Source organism: Streptomyces abikoensis (assembly GCF_014648775.1).
Taxonomy (GTDB): domain Bacteria; phylum Actinomycetota; class Actinomycetes; order Streptomycetales; family Streptomycetaceae; genus Streptomyces; species Streptomyces abikoensis.
The window spans coordinates 46,585-62,416 of record NZ_BMRT01000016.1; the positions used below are offsets into that span (position 1 = coordinate 46,585).

The 15,832-nt window shown below is 73.4% G+C and carries 14 protein-coding genes, 1 rRNA gene and 1 pseudogene; 5 read left to right on the forward strand and 11 right to left on the reverse strand.

From position 1 onward, the window contains the following. Positions 1 to 39: 39 nt before the first annotated feature. Positions 40 to 1,791 carry a DNA repair protein RecN gene (gene recN / locus IE096_RS30480; protein ID WP_189457227.1) on the reverse strand — a complete coding sequence of 584 codons (1,752 nt, stop codon included), beginning with the start codon at positions 1,789 to 1,791 and terminating at the stop codon, positions 40 to 42. A gap of 122 nt (positions 1,792 to 1,913) precedes the next feature. On the opposite strand from recN, the gene IE096_RS30485 reads away from it, so the two are divergent. Continuing rightward, complete coding sequence (locus IE096_RS30485) at positions 1,914 to 3,275, forward strand: S41 family peptidase (RefSeq protein ID WP_189457229.1); 1,362 nt, start codon at positions 1,914 to 1,916, stop codon at positions 3,273 to 3,275. Positions 3,276 to 3,333: 58 nt separating this feature from the next. On the opposite strand, the gene IE096_RS30490 is transcribed toward IE096_RS30485, so the two are convergent. The 3 genes from IE096_RS30490 to IE096_RS32035 are packed head-to-tail and all read right to left on the reverse strand — an operon-like array spanning position 3,334 to position 5,478. After that, positions 3,334 to 4,254, reverse strand: coding sequence for an NAD kinase (locus IE096_RS30490; protein ID WP_189457231.1), 921 nt, complete (start codon positions 4,252 to 4,254; stop codon positions 3,334 to 3,336). Then, on the reverse strand, positions 4,251 to 5,057 hold the full coding sequence (locus IE096_RS30495) for a TlyA family RNA methyltransferase (protein WP_189457261.1): 807 nt from the start codon (positions 5,055 to 5,057) through the stop codon (positions 4,251 to 4,253). The genes IE096_RS30490 and IE096_RS30495 overlap by 4 nt, the downstream gene beginning before the upstream one ends. Before the next feature lie 13 nt (positions 5,058 to 5,070). Beyond that, positions 5,071 to 5,478, reverse strand: coding sequence for a hypothetical protein (locus tag IE096_RS32035; protein ID WP_308430400.1), 408 nt, complete (start codon positions 5,476 to 5,478; stop codon positions 5,071 to 5,073). A 69-nt stretch (positions 5,479 to 5,547) separates the two neighbouring features. Between IE096_RS32035 and IE096_RS30505 the strand changes: the two genes are divergently transcribed. Then, positions 5,548 to 5,895, forward strand: coding sequence for a sterol-binding protein (locus IE096_RS30505; protein WP_189457233.1), 348 nt, complete (start codon positions 5,548 to 5,550; stop codon positions 5,893 to 5,895). Here IE096_RS30505 and IE096_RS30510 read toward each other — a convergent pair. Genes IE096_RS30510 through IE096_RS30520 form a run of 3 tightly spaced genes read right to left on the reverse strand, consistent with a single transcriptional unit; the run spans position 5,843 to position 8,846 of the window. Further along, the gene (locus IE096_RS30510) at positions 5,843 to 6,706 is read right to left on the reverse strand and encodes an ABC transporter ATP-binding protein (RefSeq protein ID WP_229820730.1); all 864 of its coding nucleotides are present in this window, start codon (positions 6,704 to 6,706) and stop codon (positions 5,843 to 5,845) included. The genes IE096_RS30505 and IE096_RS30510 overlap by 53 nt on opposite strands. 26 nt (positions 6,707 to 6,732) lie before the next feature. Next, positions 6,733 to 7,788 carry a FecCD family ABC transporter permease gene (locus IE096_RS30515; RefSeq protein WP_189457235.1) on the reverse strand — a complete coding sequence of 352 codons (1,056 nt, stop codon included), beginning with the start codon at positions 7,786 to 7,788 and terminating at the stop codon, positions 6,733 to 6,735. Then, the gene (locus tag IE096_RS30520; protein ID WP_229820738.1) at positions 7,785 to 8,846 is read right to left on the reverse strand and encodes a FecCD family ABC transporter permease; all 1,062 of its coding nucleotides are present in this window, start codon (positions 8,844 to 8,846) and stop codon (positions 7,785 to 7,787) included. Before IE096_RS30520 ends, IE096_RS30515 begins: the two co-directional genes overlap by 4 nt. Positions 8,847 to 8,905: 59 nt before the next feature. On the opposite strand from IE096_RS30520, the gene IE096_RS30525 reads away from it, so the two are divergent. Next, positions 8,906 to 9,940 (forward strand): ABC transporter substrate-binding protein, encoded by a 1,035-nt coding sequence (locus tag IE096_RS30525; protein WP_189457240.1) that lies wholly within the window; start codon positions 8,906 to 8,908, stop codon positions 9,938 to 9,940. Between the two features lie 30 nt (positions 9,941 to 9,970). Further along, positions 9,971 to 10,816, forward strand: a complete 846-nt coding sequence (locus tag IE096_RS30530; protein WP_189457241.1) for a siderophore-interacting protein — start codon at positions 9,971 to 9,973, stop codon at positions 10,814 to 10,816. 65 nt (positions 10,817 to 10,881) lie between these two features. On the opposite strand, the gene IE096_RS30535 is transcribed toward IE096_RS30530, so the two are convergent. Continuing rightward, positions 10,882 to 11,913: an HAD hydrolase-like protein gene (locus tag IE096_RS30535; RefSeq protein WP_189457243.1), complete on the reverse strand. Its 1,032-nt coding sequence runs from the start codon at positions 11,911 to 11,913 to the stop codon at positions 10,882 to 10,884. A 76-nt stretch (positions 11,914 to 11,989) separates the two neighbouring features. Here IE096_RS30535 and IE096_RS30540 point away from each other — a divergent pair, with 76 nt between their 5' ends. Then, positions 11,990 to 13,303 (forward strand): DUF1015 family protein, encoded by a 1,314-nt coding sequence (locus IE096_RS30540; RefSeq protein ID WP_189457245.1) that lies wholly within the window; start codon positions 11,990 to 11,992, stop codon positions 13,301 to 13,303. Between the two features lie 66 nt (positions 13,304 to 13,369). Here IE096_RS30540 and IE096_RS31095 read toward each other — a convergent pair whose 3' ends face one another. The 3 genes and pseudogenes from IE096_RS31095 to rrf form a co-directional block, all read right to left on the reverse strand. Next, on the reverse strand, positions 13,370 to 14,194 hold the full coding sequence (locus IE096_RS31095) for a tetratricopeptide repeat protein (protein WP_194515551.1): 825 nt from the start codon (positions 14,192 to 14,194) through the stop codon (positions 13,370 to 13,372). A gap of 609 nt (positions 14,195 to 14,803) precedes the next feature. Beyond that, positions 14,804 to 15,433, reverse strand: a pseudogene (locus IE096_RS32255) (hypothetical protein); the annotation flags it as partial. A 129-nt stretch (positions 15,434 to 15,562) separates the two neighbouring features. Beyond that, positions 15,563 to 15,679 (reverse strand): 5S ribosomal RNA (rrf, locus tag IE096_RS30550). Positions 15,680 to 15,832 lie beyond the last annotated feature (153 nt).

Genomic DNA, 15,832 nt, shown 5'->3' on the forward strand with positions numbered 1-15,832 from the left:
AGATCGTTCCGGTGCGTCCCAAGCTACCCGGCCGGGTGCTCAGCTTCCCGCCCGGGCCGCCTGCAGCAGTTCCTCCGCGTGTGCCCGGGCCAGCTGGGAGTCCTCCTGGCCGGCCAGCATCCGGGAGAGCTCGCGGATGCGGTCCTCGCCCTCCATGGCCTTCACCCCGCTGCGGGTGACGGCGCCGTCGACGGTCTTCTCCACGACGAGGTGGCGGTCGGCGAACGCGGCCACCTGCGGCAGGTGGGTGACGACCACGACCTGGGCGGTGCGCGCCAGCTTGGCCAGCCGCCGGCCGACCTCGACGGCGGCCTTGCCGCCGACACCGGCGTCGACCTCGTCGAAGAGGTACGTCGGCACGGGATCGGACCCGGCGAAGACGACCTCGACGGCGAGCATCACCCGGGAGAGCTCACCGCCGGAGGCGCCCTTGGCGATGGGCCGGGGCTGGGCACCGGGGTGGGGGGCGAGCAGGAGTTCCACGTCGTCGACACCGTGCGGCCCGTAGGCGACGGCGCGCCCGCCGACCTCGACGCCCGACTCCGGGTCGGCCGTCTCGTTCTGCCGGATGGCGAAGGTCACCCGGGCGTGCGGCATGGCGAGCGAGGCGAGCTCGGCGGTGACCGCGTCGGCGAATCGCTTCGCCGCCTCGGTACGGGCGTCGGTCAGCTCCTGGGCGAGCCCGCCGAGTTCGGCGCGGAGCGCGTCGCGCTCGGCGGTGAGCTCGCCGATGCGGTCGTCGTCGCCGTCGAGCTCGGCGAGCCGGTCGGCGCTCGCCCGGGCCCAGGCCAGGACCCCGGCGATGTCCTCGCCGTACTTGCGGGTGAGGTGGGCGAGCGAGGCGCGGCGCTCCTCGACGGTGGCGAGGCGGCGGGGGTCGGCGTCCAGGCCGGAGGCGTACGAGGCGAGCTCGCCCGCCACGTCGGCGAGGAGGATGCCGAGCTCGCCGAGCCGGTCGGCCAGCGCGGCGAGGGCCGGGTCGTGGGAGCGCACGGCCGCGAGGGCCCGGTGGGCGCCCGCGACGAGGGTGCCGGCGTCGACGCCCTCGGGGTCCTCGGGGTCGCCCGCGAGCGCGGCGTGCGCGGCGGTGGCGGCGGAGGCGAGGGACTCGGCGTGGCCGAGCCGCTCGGCCTCGGCGGCCAGCTCGGCGTCCTCACCGGGCAGGGGCTCGGTCGCGGCGATCTCGTCGAGCCCGAACCGCAGCAGATCGGCCTCCTGGGCGCGCTCCCGCGCCCGCTCGGTGATCTCGCCCAGCTCGGCGACGACGGCCCGCAGCCGCCGGTAGGCGTCGGCGTACTTGGCCAGCGGGGCGGCCACGGCGTCACCGGCGTACCGGTCGAGGGCCTGCCGCTGCCGGGCGGGCCGCAGGAGCCCCTGCTGGTCGGTCTGCCCGTGCACGGCCACCAGGTCGTCGGCCAGCTCGCCCAGCAGCCCGACGGGCACGCTCCGCCCGCCCAGGTGGGCGCGGGAGCGCCCCTCGGCGGACAGGGTGCGGCTGACGAGCAGCGTCCCGTCGTCCAGCTCGGCGCCGGCCTCCTCGGCCCGCACGGCCACGGACGACCGGCCGCCGACGGCGAGCCGCCCCTCGACCACGGCCGCCTTGGCGCCCACCCGCACCAGCGCGGGGTCGGCGCGCCCGCCGAGCAGCAGCCCGAGGCTGGTGACGACCATGGTCTTGCCGGCACCGGTCTCGCCGGTCACCGCCGTGAAACCGGGCGACAGCTCGACCACCGCGTCGTCAATGACGCCCAAGGACCGGATCCGCATCTCCTCCAACACGGATACGACCATACGAGGTTCCGGGGGCGGCTCGCGACGGCCTCCCCCACCGATCGCCCCGGGGGAGAACCCCACCACCGTTCCGGGTGACGGCCCCATGGGCACGGGGACCCTTGCGGCATCAGGCTTACATCATGATCAAAAGCGTTTCCCTCGCCCTCCTGGCCTCGTCCGTGGTCCTCACCGCCACGCCGACGGCGACCGCCCGCCCCACGGCCTCCCTCGACGGGGTGTGGCGGACGGACGGCTACGGCACGGTCGTCTCGGTCGAGAACGGGGGCCGGCTCCTGCGCGCATACGAGACGACGTCCGTCGGCTGTCTGCCCGGCGAGGTCACCGCGCTCGGGGAGGCCACCGCCACGGTCGCCCCCGACGGCCCGGGCCGGGCCCGGCTGAGCTACGCGAGCAGCGTCGGCCACCGCGTCCTGCGGCGCATCCCCGCGCTGCCGGACGCGTGCCGCGCCCCGCGCCCGGCGAAGGACCCCCGGGCGGTCTTCGACGTCTTCTGGCAGACGTACGCGGAGAATTACCCCTTCTTCGCCATGAAGCACATCGACTGGCGGGCCGTCCGCGACCACTACCGGCCGATGGTCACCGACCGGACCACCGACCAGGAGCTGTTCGGCATCCTGCGAGCGATGATCGAGCCGCTGCACGACGGCCACACGTACCTGGTCAAGGGCGAGGGCCCGGAGGACCGTTTCGGAGGCCACCGCGAGGACACCCCGTTCCCGACGGGCGAGCTGATCCGCCGCATCGACACGTCGATCGCCCACAGCGTCGGGGAGGACCGCCTCCAGCGATGGGGCAGGGGCAAGATCTCCTTCGCCGAGCTCCCGGACGGCATCGGCTACCTCCGTCTGACCGGCTTCCTGAACTACACCGACGACGAGACCTTCGCGGCGGACCGCGCCGAGCTCGACCGCGCCCTCGACGCCGTCCTCACCCACGAGCGGACCACCGGCCCGAAGGCCCTGCGCGGCCTCGTCCTCGACCTCCGCTTCAACGGCGGCGGCTCGGACCGCCTCGGCCTCCACGTGGCCGAACGGCTGACGGACCGGCCGTACACGGCGTACCTGAAGCAGGCGCGCGACGACGCGAAGGACCCCCGGAAGTTCACCCCGGCCGAACCGGTCCGGGTGCTCCCGCACCGCGGCGGTCCGGTCTACACCGGCCCGCTGGCCGTCCTCACCGGCCGCCTGACGATCAGCGCGGGGGAAACCACGACCCAGGCCCTCATGGGCCGCCCCTCCCGGCCCACGCGCATCGGCGCGAACACGAACGGCTCGTTCTCCGACGTCATGGAACGCCGGCTGCCCAACGGCTGGACGTTCGGGCTGCCGAACGAGGAGTTCCGCGACCCGCGGACGGGGGTGTCGTACGACGGGGACGGCATCGCGCCGGACGTTCGTACGCCGGTCTTCACGGACGACGAGCTGGCGTCGGGCCGCGACTCCGCTCTCGCGGAGGCGCGGGCACGCCTGACGTCCAACTGACCGCCGGTGGGGGTCTCCCGCGCCTGACGGCGCGGGACGGTGGGTACGGCCCGGCGGCCTAGTGCGGCGCCCCCCGCCACCCCGCCACGGGAAGGGCGAACTTCGCGACCAAACGGTCCGTGAACGAGGCGTGATGGAGCCGCGCCAGCCGAACCGGCACGGCTCCCCGCCGCACCTCCACCCGCGCCCCCGCCGGCAGCTCCACACTGCGCCGCCCGTCGCACCACAGCACACCCTTCGGCGTCTGCGGCTGCACCTCCACCGCCAGCACCGAGTCCGGCGCCGTCACCAGCGGCTTGGCGAAAAGAGCGTGGGCACTGATCGGCACCATCAGCAGCGCCTCCACCTCGGGCCACACCACGGGCCCACCGGCCGAGAAGGCGTAGGCCGTCGACCCGGTGGGCGTGGCGCACACCACCCCGTCCCCGCCGAAACGGGAAACCGGCCGCCCGTCGACCTCGGTCACGACCTCCAGCAGCCGCTCCCGCGCCGCCTTCTCCACCGACGCCTCGTTCAGCGCCCAGTCGGTGTGCACGACGCGCCCGTCCGTACGGACCAGCACGTCGAGGGTCATCCGCTCCTCGACCTCGTAGGCACACGTGACCACCCGGTCGACGACCTTGTCGAGATCGTCCCGCTCGGCTTCCGCCAGGAAGCCGACCCGCCCGAGGTTGACGCCCAACATGGGCACCCCCGAGCTGCGCGCGAACTCCGCGCCCCGCAGCAGCGTGCCGTCGCCGCCGAGCACGACCAACAGCTCACAACCCGCCAGAACGTCGCCGCACCCCGGCCCGGCCTCGACGCGCTCGACCGCGGCCGGCAGCGGCAGGTCCGCGGCCTCCTCGGCGAGCACCCGCACGCCGATGCCGCAACGCAACAGCCCCTGGACGACGAGTTCGGCGCTGCGGATCGCCGCCGGGCGACCGGTGTGGGCGAGCAGGAAGACAGTACGTCCGGATGGTGCTTCTGAAGTGGTCAACGGGGCCCCTCCGCCACTGCACGGTCGACATCCGCCGGGTCCAGTTGAGGCGCACCGGCGCGCAGCCACAGAAAGTACTCGACGTTGCCGGACGGCCCGGGCAGCGGGCTCGCGGTAACCCCGAGTACGCCGAGCCCGAGCTCGGCCGCGCGCCCGGCGACCGCGCGCACCGCCTCGGCCCGCAGCTCGGCGCTGCGCACCACGCCGCCGGCGCCGAGGCGTTCCTTGCCGACCTCGAACTGCGGCTTGACCATGAGGACCAGGTCCGCGTCGGGCGCGGAGCAGCGCACGAGCGCGGGCAGCACCAGCCCGAGCGGAATGAAGGACAGATCACCGACGACCAGATCGACAGGCTCGTCGTCGATCTGCTCCAGCGTCAATTCGCGTACGTTCGTACGGTCTTTCACGGTGACGCGCTCGTCGCTCTGCAGGGACCAGGCGAGCTGCCCGTAACCGACGTCGACGGCGACGACGTGCGCGGCACCGGACCGCAGCAGCACGTCGGTGAACCCGCCGGTGGAGGCACCGGCGTCGAGCGCGCGGCGCCCCTCGACCTTCAGGCCGAGCGGCACGAAGGCCGCCAGCGCGCCGGCGAGCTTGTGGCCGCCGCGCGAGACGTAGTCGGGGTCGCTGTCGTCCTGGGAGACGACGATGGCGGCGGCGGTCTCCACCTGGGTGGCGGCCTTGGTCGCCGTCGTCCCTCCCACCGTCACCCGGCCGGCGGCGATCAGCTGGCTCGCGTGCTCGCGGGAACGGGCCAGCTTGCGGCGCACCAGCTCCGCGTCGAGTCGGCGGCGGGTCACTGCCACGGGCGGTTCAGCTCCTGTTGTCGTACGGACGTGCGGGGCCGGGCGGCGGCCCCGGGGGCCGGTCGAGCGCGCCGAGCGCGTCGCGCAGCCCCTGGTGTACATCCTCGTACACCGCGAGGTGACCGCTCGCGTCGAGGTGGTCGGCGTCCGCGAGCCGGGCCAGGTGGGCGTCCACGCCGGGGTCGCCGGTGGGGACGCGCTCGACGCCGAGCGGCTGAGGCTCCGGGGCCTCCGGTGCCTCCGGTGCCTGCACGGCGGCCCCCGGGGTCTCCGGATCCCCCAGGGACTCCAGGGCCTCCAGGGTCTCCAGGACCTCCAGAGACTTCAGGGCCTCCAGGGTCTCCAGGACCTCCAGAGACTTCAGGGCCTCCAGAGACTCCGGAGACTCCAGGGAGGGCGGTGTCGAGTCGGTCATGAACCCGACGCTACCCGGTCGCGGGTGTTACTCCTGCGTTCCCGCCCGCCTGGGGTACCGTCCATGGCGATGGCGACGATCGAAGAGTGCCGGGGCGCACTCGACCGGCTGGCGGAGCACCTCGCGGGCGCGAGCGGCGAGCTCCGGGCCGCCGCCGCGCCCGACCGCTCGCTCAGCTGCCATGTGACGGACCTGGACGTCACCTTCGTGGGCCATCTCCGGGAAGGGCACCTCAAGGAGGTGCGGACCGTGGAGGGCGTCCCGGAGCGGCGGGCCGAGATCGCCCTGGAGATGACCGGGGACGATCTGGTGGCCCTGGTCGACGGAAAGCTGAACTTCGCGCGGGCCTGGGCCGGTGGCCGGGTCAGGCTGAAGGCGGGCCTGCGGGACGTGCTGCGGCTGCGCTCGATCCTGTAACCCCGGTGGAGACGCGCACCCCCGTGGAAACGCGCCGCGCCGCCGGCACGACGAGCGGGGTCCCGGTCTGCGGGTCGTCGATGACCTGGCAGCGCAGCCCGAAGACCCGTTCCACGAGCTCGGCCGTCACGATGTCGCCGGGCGCCCCCTCGGCGACGACGCGCCCGTCGCGCATGGCGATCAGGTGGGTGGCGTAGCGGGCCGCGTGGTTGAGGTCGTGCAGAACGGCCACAAGGGTCCGGCCCTGGTTCTCGTGGAGCTCGGCGCACAGGTCGAGGATCTCGATCTGGTGCTGGATGTCGAGGAAGGTCGTCGGCTCGTCGAGGAGCAGCAGCGGGGTGCGCTGGGCGAGGGCCATGGCGATCCACACGCGCTGGCGCTGGCCGCCGGAGAGTTCGTCGACGTACCGGTCGGCGAGGGCGGCGACGCCGGTGGCGGCCATCGACTCCTGGACGATCCGCTCGTCCTCGGGCGACCACTGCCGCAGCAGCCCCTGGTGGGGGTGGCGGCCGCGGGCGACGAGGTCGGCGACGGTGATGCCGTCGGGCGCGACCGAGGACTGCGGCAGCAGACCGAGCGTACGGGCGACCTTGCGGGCCGGGTACGAGCCGATGGCGGCGCCGTCGAGCAGGACGGAGCCGGCCCGCGGCTTGAGCATCCGGGACAGGGCGCGCAGCAGGGTGGACTTGCCGCAGGCGTTGGGGCCGACGATGACGGTGAAGGAGTTGTCGGGGACGGCGACGGAGAGGTCCTCCGCGATGACCCGCCCGTCGTAGGCGAGGGTGACGGATTCGGCGGACAGCCGGCTCATGGGGTTCTCTCCTTGTGCGTACGTGCTCATACCCGTCCCGCCCTGCGCTCGGTGTGGAGCAGCCACAGCAGGTAGCAGCCGCCGAGCATGCCGGTGAGCGCGCCGACGGGCAGTTGGTCGGCGCCGAAGAGGCGTTGCGCGGCCCAGTCGGCGCCGACCAGCAGGGCCGCGCCGGTGGAGGCGGCGGCGGTGAGGTTGGGGCCCGGTGAGCGGGTGAGGCGCCGGGCCAGCTGGGGCGCGGCGAGGGCGACGAAGGAGATGGGTCCGGCGGCGGCCGTGGCGACGGCGGTGAGCAGGACGGCGGCGCCCGTGGTGACCAGCCGGGTCCGTTCGACGGGCACGCCGAGCGCGTAGGCGGAGTCGTCGCCCATCTCCAGCATGCGCAGGCTCCGCCCGTGGCCGAGGACGGCGGGGACGAGCACGGCGCAGACGCCGAGCAGGGGCCAGACCTGGCTCCAGTCGCGGCCGTTGAGGGAGCCGACCATCCAGACGGTGGCGCGGGCCGCGTCGGTGAGGTTGGCCTTGGTGAGCAGGTAGCCGATGACGGCGACGAGGACGGCGGACATGGCGATGCCGACGAGGACGAACCGGTAGCCGTGCACGCCGCGCTGCCAGGCCAGGGCGTAGATCGCGGCGCCGGAGAGCAGTCCGCCGGCGACGGCTCCGGCGGCGACGGCCGCGGGGTCGCCGTGGAAGAGGACGATGACGGTGAGCGCGCCCACGGAGGAGCCCTGGCCGAGGCCGATCACGTCGGGGCTGCCGAGCGGGTTGCGGGAGACGGACTGGAAGACGGCGCCGGCCAGTCCGAGGGCGGTGCCGACCAGGAGGCCGACGAGGACGCGCGGCAGCCGCAGGTCGTGGACGATGAACTCCTGCGCTTCCGTCCCGCCGCCCGTGAGGGTGCGGAGGACGTCGGCGAAGGTCATGGGGTAGTCGCCGGTGCCGATGAGGGCCACGGAGGCGGCGAGCGCGGCGGCCAGCAGCAGGGCCGCGACGAGCACGGCGCGCGGCGCGAAGCGTATGGAGAGCCCGCCGCGGGTGCGCAGCGCCCGTACGGCCGGCCGGGAATCGGTGGTGTTCACAGCTGGGCCATCCTCCGGCGGCGTACGAGGTGGATGAAGACGGGCCCGCCGATCAGCGCGGTGACGATGCCGACCTGGAGTTCGGAGGGGCGGGTGAGGATCCGGCCGGCGATGTCCGAGCCGAGGAGCAGCACGGGTGCGAGGACGGCCGCGTAGGGCAGGACCCAGCGCAGGTCGGGGCCGGTGAAGGAGCGGACGACGTGCGGCACCATCAGGCCGACGAAGACGACGGGCCCGCAGGCGGCGGTCGCCGCGCCGCACAGGAGGGTGACGGTGAGCAGGGCGAGGACGCGGGTCGCGGTCAGCCGGGTGCCCAGGGCGCGGGCCTGGTCGTCGCCGAGGGCCATGGCGTTGAGCGGCCGCGCCAGGAGCAGGGCGAGCACGATGCCGGCGACGACGAAGGGGGCGACCTGCCGGACGACGGTGGCGTTGGCGGAGGCCAGGGAGCCGACGGTCCAGAAGCGCATCCGGTCCAGGGCGGCGGTGTCCATCAGCTGCACCGCGTAGACGTAGCCGTTGAGCGCGGCCGTCACGGCGGTGCCGGCGAGGGCGAGGCGTACGGGCGTGGCGCCCCGGCTGCCGCCCAGCGCGTACACCACGACGGAGACGGCGGCGGCGCCCAGGAAGGCGAACCACACGTAGCCGGTGAGCGAGGTGACGCCGAGGAAGCTGACGCCGGAGACGACGGCGGCCGCGGCGCCGGCGTTGATGCCGAACAGCCCGGGGTCGGCGAGGGGGTTGCGGGTGAGGGCCTGCATCACCGTGCCGGCGAGGCCGAGTCCGGCACCGACGAGCAGCCCGAGGGCGGTGCGGGGGACGCGGACGTCGCGGACGACCACGTCGGCGTCGGCGCCGGTGTAGTGGAACAGCCCGTGCCAGACCTGGTCGACGGGGATCTGCTTGGCGCCGACGGCCAGGGACGCGACGACGACCAGCAGGAGCACGCCCGTCGAGACGACCAGCCCGGCGAGGCGCCGGGCGCCTCTGCCACGGGGTACGGCCTCGGGGGCGGCGGCGGTTCGGGGGGCGTTACTGGTTTGAGGAGAAGTGTCGACCAACACCTGGTTAGGTTAGCCTACCCTCACACTCTTGATCCTCACGGAGAGAAGCACCACCCATGAGCACCCCCCGCATCGCGAACCCCTCCCGCCGTGGCCTCCTGGCCGCCGGCGGCGCCCTGGGCCTCAGCGCCCTCCTCACCGCCTGCGGGGGCGGCGGATCGTCGGACTCCGGTGAGGAGAGCGGGCAGGCGGCCGGCAAGAAGGGCCCCTGGACCTTCAAGGACGACCGCGGACGGACCGTCAGGAAGGACCGGACGCCGCGCCGCATCGTCGCCTTCACCGGCACCGCGGCCGCCCTCCACGACTTCGGCGTCGAATGCGTCGGCGTCTTCGGCCCCACCAAGCTCAAGGACGGCAAGCCCGACCCCCAGGCCGGCGACCTCGCCGTCGACAAGCTCACCGTCCTCGGCAACGCCTGGGGCGAGTTCAACGTCGAGAAGTACGCCGGGCTGAACCCCGACCTGCTCGTCACCAACATGTACGAGCCGGACGCCCTCTGGTACGTGCCCGACGACAGCAAGAAGAAGATCCTGGCCCTCGCCCCCAGCGTCGCCCTCACCGCCTCCCGCGTCCCCATGCTGGAGACCGTCAAGCGCTACGCGGCCCTCGCCGAATCCCTCGGCGCGGACCTGAAGGACCGCAAGGTCACCGACGCCAAGGCCCGCTTCGAGAAGGCCGCCGAGACCCTGCGCAAGGCCGCCAAGGGCAACCCCGTCAAGGTCATGGCCGCCTCCGGCAGCGCCGACCTCTTCTACGTCTCCAACCCCGCCGTCAACGCCGACCTCATGTACTTCCGCGAGCTCGGCATCGACTTCGTCGTCCCCGAGAAGACCGACCAGGGCGGCTACTTCGAGAGCCTCAGCTGGGAGAACGCCGACAAGTACCGGCCCGACGTGATCCTGCTGGACAGCCGCACCTCCGCCCTCCAGCCCAAGGACCTCGCGGCCAAGCCCACCTGGGAACGGCTCCCCGCCGTCAAGGCCGGCCAGGTCACCCCCTGGCTCAGCGAGCCCCGCTTCTCCTACGCCGGCTGCGCGCCGCTCCTCGAAGGCCTCGCCGCGGCCGTCGAGAAGGCCAAGAAGACCTCCTGACCCCCGCCCCCGGAAAGGACCGCCCCCGCGATGAGCGACGCCGCCCCCACCCCGCCCTACCGCTGGTTCGACCTCCACGTCATACGGACCGAGCGGGTCAGCCCCTCGCTCGTCCGCGTCACCCTGGGCGGGGACCGCCTCGGCGACATGGTCACCGACGGCCGCGACCAGCGCTTCAAGCTCTTCCTGCCGCAGCCCGGCCAGGACGCCCCCGTCCTGCCGGACGACCTGGGCACCGGCTGGTACGCGGAGTGGCGCCGCCAGGACCCGGCGGTCCGGGCCGTCATGCGCTCGTACACCGTGCGCGAGCTGCGCCACGACCCGGACGAGCTGGACGTCGACTTCGTCCAGCACGGGGACGGCGACGGCCACCGGGGCGGGCCCGCGTCGCTCTGGTCCCGCACGGCCCGCCCCGGCGACCGCGTCGCCGTCCTGGGCCCGGTGGCCGAGGACAACGGCGGCGCCGACTTCCAGCCGCCGGCCGGCACGGACTGGGTGCTGCTCACCGCCGACGAGTCCGCGCTGCCCGCCGTCGCGGGCATCCTCGCCTGGCTCCCGGTGGGCACCCCGGCCCGCGTCTGGATCGAGGTCGGCCACCCGGACGACGTCCAGGACCTCAAGACGGAGGCCGACGCGGACATCACCTGGCTGATCCGCGGCACCCACCGCGAGGCGCCCACCCTGGACGCCGTCCGCGCCGCGGACCTGCCCCCGGGCACCCCCTACGCCTGGATCGCCGGCGAATCCGGCACCGTCCGCGCCCTCCGCCGCCACCTCGTGGGCGACCGCGGCATCGACCGCCGCGCGATCACCTTCACCGGCTACTGGCGCCGGGGCGCCACGGAGGAAGACCTCCTGGCCGAACTCACGGGCTGAGCGGATCCGGGGCCCGAGGGCCCGGGGGCGAAGCCCCTCACCCCCGCCCGGCCCCGCCCGCCCCGCTACCAGCCCAGCCGCGCCAGCGCCTTCCCGGCGTCGAGGGCGCAGGAGCCCTCGCCCGCCGCCGTCCACGCTACGGCGCACAGCGCCCGCAACGCGTCGATCCGCTCACCCTGGCCGTCGAGCGCGAGCTCACCGTCCTCGACGGAGGCAGTCCACCCGCCACAGCGGAAACCCTCACCGGCGGAACCGGACACCGCAGGATGCGGCTGGAGCAACGTCCGAAGGTCCTCCCCGACGAACGTCGGCCGGTGCTCCGGCCGCGCCGCGAGCAGCGTCGCGGCCGTCGTGACCCCGGTCAGCACGAGCAGCGAGTCCACACCGCCGACGAACGCCCCCTCGATGTCCGTGTCGAGCCGGTCGCCGACCACCAGCGGCCGCTCCGCCCCGGTGCGCAGAATCGTCTCGCGGTGCATCGGCGGCTGCGGCTTCCCCGCCACCTGCGGCTCGGCCCCCGTGGCTATCCGCACGACCTCCACCGCGGAGCCGTTCCCCGGCGCGATACCGCGCGCGCTCGGAATGGTCAGGTCCGTGTTCGAGGCGAACCACGGCAGTCCCCGCGCCACCGCGTACGACGCCTCCATCAGCCGCGACCACGGCATGTCCGGCCCGCCGTACCCCTGCACGACGGCGGCCGGATCGTCGTCCAGCGACTCCACCGGCACCAGCCCGCGCTCCCGCAGCGCGACCCGCAGCCCCTCCGCGCCGATCACCAACACCCGGGATCCGGACGGCAACTGATCGGACATCAGCCGCGCCACCGCCTGCGCCGAGGTGATCACATCGCCCGGCTCCGCCGGAATGCCCAGCTCCGTCAGATGCCCGGCCACGGTCCCCGGCGTCCGCGCCGCGTTGTTCGTCACGTACGCGAGGTGCATCCCGCCGTCGCGCGCCGTGCCGAGCGACTCCACGGCGTGCGCGATCGCCTCACCACCGGCGTAGACCACGCCGTCGAGGTCCAGCAGGGCCGTGTCATAGGCCGTGCTCAGCGGCCGCTCGCTGCCGTCGGGCCGGGTCCGGACACTGTCGTTCATGGGGTGATCGCTCCTCTGTGCTGCATGTCTCTTCCCGGATCATTGCCGATCCGGCCCTGGGACATAACATTTCACAATGAGCACTCCAGGCCACGGCACCGGCGAATCCGCAGCACGCGGGCTCCGGCTCGCGCCCTTCCGAGGACTGCGCTACGTTCCCGAACGAGTGGGCAGTCTCGCGGCGGTGACCTCCCCGCCGTACGACGTCGTCGTCCGCCCCGACGGCCTGCGCCTCCTGGAGACCGCGGACCCGTACAACATCGTCCGGCTCATCCTCCCCCAGGCCGCCACCGCCGCCGACCGCCACCGCCAGGCCGCGGAGACCCTGCGCCGCTGGCAGGACGAGCGGGTGCTCGCCCCCGACCCCGAACCCGCGCTCTACGTCTACGAGCAGCGCGGCGAGGGCATACTCCAGCGCGGCCTCATCGGGGCCCTGCGGCTCACCCCGCGCGAGGAGGGCGTCGTCCTGCCCCACGAGGACGTCATGCCGCACATCATCGAGGACCGCGCCGCGCTGATGCGCGACACCGCCGCCAACCTGGAGCCCCTGCTCTTCTCCTACCGCGGCGACGACGGCACCGAGAGCGACGACGGCACCGAGAGCACGGCGGCCGTCATCGAGCGGGTGATCCTCACGGACCCCCTGTTCTCCACCACGACCGACGACGGCTACGCCCACCGCCTGTGGTCGATCACCGACGCCCGGGACCTCGCCCTCATCGACGAGGACCTCTCCCACCGGCACGCCCTCATCGCCGACGGCCACCACCGCTGGGCCACCTACCTGCGCCTGCGCGCCGAGCAACCCGCACCCGGCCCCTGGGACTTCGGCCTCGTCCTCCTCGTGGACACCGCCCGCTACCCCCTGCGCGTACGGGCCATCCACCGGCTGCTCCACAAGCTCCCCGTCCGCACGGCCCTGGAGGCGCTGGGCGGCGCCTTCCGCGTCCGCACGATCGACGGCCCGCTGGAGGACGCCCTCGGCGCCCTCGCGGAGGCCGCCGCCGGACCGGGCAACGCCTTCGTCCTCGCCGGCGACGGCCGCTTCCACCTCCTGGACCACCCGGACCCGGCCCTGCTCGAACGGACCGTCCCCGCCGACCGGCCCCGGGCCTGGCGCGAGCTGGACGCGACGGTGCTCCACTCGCTGCTGCTGGAGCACATCTGGAACGTGCCGGACGACCCGGAGCACATCGGCTACATCCACGACACGTCGGCGGCCGTACGGCAGGCCGTGCGCCACGAAGGGACGGCCGTGCTGATGCACCCCGTCCACGAGGACGTCGTGCGCGAGCTCGCCGAGCAGGGCGTGACGATGCCGCGCAAGTCGACGTCGTTCGGCCCCAAGCCGGCGACGGGCCTGGTGCTGCGGAGCCTGGCCCTGAACTGAGCGGATACGCGTGGAGGGCGGCACCCCGGGTTGGGGTGCCGCCCTCCTTGTCGATCACGTCAGCGATCAGCCCTGGCTGCCGGACTCCTCGTCCTTGGCGTCCTTGGCGTCCTTGGCCTCTTCGACGTCCTCGGCCTCGGCGGGCTCGGCCACCTCGTCCTTGACCTCGTCCTTGACCTCGACCTCGGCTTCGGCCTCGTTCTCGGCGTCCTCCTCGAGGGCGTCCGTGAACTCCACGCCGTCCAGCTCGGCGAGCCGGTCGGAGGCGTTGGTCGTGCCGCCCTGGTCCGCCTCGAGAGCCTTGGCGAACCACTCACGGGCCTCGGTCTCACGACCGACCTCGAGCAGCGCGTCGGCGTAGGCGTACCGCAGGCGCGCGGTCCAGGGCTGGACGGCGTTCGACGCCAGCTCGGGGCTCTGGAGCGTGACCACGGCGGCCTCGGCCTGACCCATGTCCTTACGGGCGCCGGCGGCGACCAGGCGCATCTCGACCTGACCCGCCTTGTCCAGCTTCTGGACCTCGGGCTCACCGGCCATGGCCAGGGCACGCTCCGGGCGGCCCATGCCGCGCTCGCAGTCGGCCATGATCGGCCACAGCTCGACCGAGCCGGTCATCCGGCGCGCGGCACGGAACTCGGCGAGGGCCTCGGAGTACTTGCCGGTCGCGTACGAGGCAAAACCGGCGGCCTCGCGCACGGCGGCAACACGGGAGGCGAGCCGCAGGGCGACGCGCGAGTAGGCGTACGCCTGCTCGGGCTCCTCGTCGAGGAGGTTGGCGACCATGACGAGGTTGCGGGCGACGTCCTCGGCGAGCGTCTTGGGCAGGCTCATCAGCTCCTGCCGCACGTCGGCGTCGATCTCGTCGCCGGTCACGTCCTCGGGGATCGGCAGCCGCTTCACCGGCTCGCGGTCACCACGGTCCCGGTCCCGGTCGTCACGGCGGCCGTAGCCACCGGAACGCTCGTCGCGGCCACGGTAGCCGCCGCCCTGGCGGTCGTCACGGAAGGAACGACGGGGGCCGCGGTCGTCGCGACGCTCGTCACGGCGGTCGTCGCGGCGGAAGCCACCGCGGTCGTCGTCACGGCGGGGACCACGGTCATCGCGGCGCTCGTCGCGACGGAACGACGGGCGGTCGTCACGACGCTCGTCACGGCGGAAGGACGGACGGTCGTCGCGGCGCTCGTCACGACGGTCATCGCGGCGGAAGCCACCGCGGTCGTCGTCACGGCGGGGACCACGGTCATCGCGACGGAACGACGGGCGGTCGTCACGACGGTCATCGCGGCGGAAACCGCCACGGTCGTCATCGCGGCGCGGGCCACGGTCGTCACGGCGCTCGTCGCGACGGAAACCGCCGCGCTCGTCGTCGCGACGGAACGACGGACGGTCGTCGCGGCGCTCATCGCGGCGGAAACCACCACGGTCGTCATCACGGCGAGGGCCACGGTCATCACGGCGGTCGTCGCGACGGAACGACGGGCGGTCGTCACGACGGTCGTCGCGACGGAAACCACCACGGTCATCGTCACGGCGGGGACCACGGTCGTCGCGACGCTCGTCGCGACGGAAACCACCACGGTCGTCATCACGACGGGGACCACGGTCATCACGGCGGTCGTCGCGACGGAACGACGGGCGGTCGTCACGACGGTCGTCGCGACGGAAACCACCACGGTCATCGTCACGGCGGGGACCACGGTCATCGCGGCGCTCGTCGCGACGGAAACCGCCACGGTCGTCGTCGCGACGGCCGAAGCCGCCACCACCCGGACGACCACCACGGTCATCGCGGCGGAAACCGCCGCCGGTGCCGCCGGTGCCGCCGGCGCGGTCATCGCGGCGGAAGCCGCCACGGTCGTCGTCACGACGCGGGCCACGGTCGTCACGGCGCTCGTCGCGACGGAAACCGCCGCGCTCGTCGTCGCGACGGAAGGACGGACGGTCGTCACGACGCTCATCGCGGCGGAAACCACCACGGTCATCGTCACGACGGGGACCACGGTCGTCACGGCGGAAACCGCCGCCGGCGCGGTCGTCACGGCGACCGAAACCGCCGCCGCGCGGGCCGCGGGGGCCTCCACCGCGACGCGGCTCGCCGCCCGAGCGACCGTCGGGAGAGTTGGTGGACATCGACGTGACTCCTGTCTTCGGGTACCGCAGTCATTCTCACGCACCCTGATGGCGGGCGCGCTTCGGGGAAAAACAAAAAGGACCTTTGGTCCCAGCGTGAACGCTGGGACCAAAGGTCCTTGAAAGATTGTTCGGCGGCGTCCTACTCTCCCACAGGGTCCCCCCTGCAGTACCATCGGCGCTGAAAGGCTTAGCTTCCGGGTTCGGAATGTAACCGGGCGTTTCCCTAACGCTATGACCACCGAAACACCATCGGGTGTTCCAAGCGAACAAGCACACTCTTCAATTTAAGGGTGTTACTGGTTCAACCGGTGCGACTGTTCGCAACCCGGGAACCACACAGTGGACGCGAGCAACTGAGGACAAGCCCTCGGCCTATTAGTACCAGTCAGCTCCAAC

Bases quoted from the DNA above. Each gene is read 5' to 3' on its own strand.
- recN (WP_189457227.1), bottom strand. From the start codon at position 1,791: ATGGTCGTATCCGTGTTGGAGGAGATGCGGATCCGGTCCTTGGGCGTC.
- IE096_RS30485 (WP_189457229.1), top strand. From the start codon at position 1,914: ATGATCAAAAGCGTTTCCCTCGCCCTCCTGGCCTCGTCCGTGGTCCTC.
- IE096_RS32035 (WP_308430400.1), bottom strand. From the start codon at position 5,478: ATGACCGACTCGACACCGCCCTCCCTGGAGTCTCCGGAGTCTCTGGAG.
- IE096_RS30505 (WP_189457233.1), top strand. From the start codon at position 5,548: ATGGCGACGATCGAAGAGTGCCGGGGCGCACTCGACCGGCTGGCGGAG.
- IE096_RS30510 (WP_229820730.1), bottom strand. From the start codon at position 6,706: ATGAGCCGGCTGTCCGCCGAATCCGTCACCCTCGCCTACGACGGGCGG.
- IE096_RS30525 (WP_189457240.1), top strand. From the start codon at position 8,906: ATGAGCACCCCCCGCATCGCGAACCCCTCCCGCCGTGGCCTCCTGGCC.
- IE096_RS30530 (WP_189457241.1), top strand. From the start codon at position 9,971: ATGAGCGACGCCGCCCCCACCCCGCCCTACCGCTGGTTCGACCTCCAC.
- IE096_RS30535 (WP_189457243.1), bottom strand. From the start codon at position 11,913: ATGAACGACAGTGTCCGGACCCGGCCCGACGGCAGCGAGCGGCCGCTG.
- IE096_RS30540 (WP_189457245.1), top strand. From the start codon at position 11,990: ATGAGCACTCCAGGCCACGGCACCGGCGAATCCGCAGCACGCGGGCTC.